Source organism: Seonamhaeicola marinus, assembly GCF_008085455.1.
Window position 1 is genome coordinate 1 of the sequence record NZ_VSDQ01000869.1, and the last position, 1,395, is coordinate 1,395.

Here is a 1,395-nt window from a genome sequence, read left to right on the forward strand (position 1 = left end):
GAACAAATAATTGCTGATGTTTTTCGGCATCTAAAACAATTGAAAAATGTTTGCCAAATGTTTCAGATTCTGTTCTTAAATCAACACAAACATCTAGTACTTTCCCTTTAACAACTTTTACTAACTTAGCTTGCGCAAAAACTCCTGTTTGAAAGTGTAAGCCTCTTAAAACACCTTTTGATGATTTAGACAAATTATCTTGAACAAAATTTACGCTTAATCCTGTAAGCTCTTCAAACTTTTTTGCATTGAAACTTTCGTAAAAATAACCTCTATCATCACCAAACACTTTGGGTGTTATTACAAAACAGCCTTTTAAATATGTTTCTTCTACCTGCATTACTATTATAATAATTGTTGAAGATATTCGCCATAACCACTTTTTAATAGCGGTTGGGCTAGTTTGTTTAACTGGTTCTTATTTATGAAACCCATTTTATAAGCTTCTTCTTCAATACAACCAATTTTTAATCCTTGTCTTTCTTCTATTACTTGAACAAACTGTGAGGCCTGCATTAAAGATGCAAATGTACCTGTATCTAACCATGCTGTGCCTTTATCTAAAATTTGAACATTAAGTTTTCTTTGCTCTAAATACACTTTATTAACGTCGGTTATTTCTAACTCGCCCCTAGCACTTGGTTTAATGTTTTTTGCTATTTCAATTACTGAATTATCATAAAAATAAATGCCAGGAACGGCATAGTTTGATTTTGGTTTCAGAGGTTTCTCTTCTATAGAAACTGCCTTATTATTTTCATTAAACTCTACAACCCCGTAACGCTGCGGGTCTTGAACGTGATATGCAAAAATAACACCTCCGTTGGGGTTTGAACTTTGTTTTAGAGTTTCACTTAAACCCGAGCCATAAAAAATATTATCGCCTAAAACTAAAGCTACTCCATCATTGCCTATAAACTTCTCTCCAATTAAAAACGCTTCGGCTAATCCTTTTGGAGCCTCTTGTATGGCGTATTCAAATACACAACCATAATTACTACCATCTCCTAAAAGTTCTCTAAAGCGTTCAATATCTTTTGGTGTTGTAATGATTAAAATTTCATTAATTCCGGCAGAAATGAGGGTTGTTAATGGGTAATATATCATTGGCTTATCATAAACAGGCATTAACTGTTTACTAAACACTTTTGTTAATGGATATAAACGTGTACCTGAACCGCCTGCTAATATTATGCCTTTCATACTACCCTTTGTATTTTTTAATGTACCAATGAATTGTTTTTAGAATACCCGACTCAAAATTTTCTTGGGCTTTCCAGTTAAGTTCGTTTTCAATTTTAGTAGCATCAATAGCATATCTAAAATCATGTCCTGGTCTATCTGTTACAAACGTAATTTGATTTTTATATGAAGTGTTTTTAGGCTTAATTTCAT

General features: G+C 32.5%; 3 protein-coding genes. All 3 read right to left on the bottom strand.

Annotation, left to right across the window (positions count from 1 at the left end; genetic code table 11):
* On the bottom strand, positions 1 to 340 hold a 340-nt coding region (locus tag FUA24_RS24500; RefSeq protein ID WP_148546055.1), incomplete at its 3' end, for a dTDP-4-dehydrorhamnose 3,5-epimerase family protein.
* 5 nt (positions 341 to 345) lie between these two features.
* Positions 346 to 1,203, bottom strand: a complete 858-nt coding sequence (rfbA, locus tag FUA24_RS24505; RefSeq protein WP_147131944.1) for a glucose-1-phosphate thymidylyltransferase RfbA — start codon at positions 1,201 to 1,203, stop codon at positions 346 to 348.
* Between the two features lies 1 nt (position 1,204).
* A partial coding sequence (locus FUA24_RS24510) for a GDP-mannose 4,6-dehydratase (protein ID WP_187388390.1) occupies positions 1,205 to 1,395 on the bottom strand: 191 nt, incomplete at its 5' end.

Excerpts from the sequence above, each read along its gene's own strand:
- rfbA (WP_147131944.1), bottom strand. The coding sequence starts at position 1,203 with ATGAAAGGCATAATATTAGCAGGCGGTTCAGGTACACGTTTATATCCA.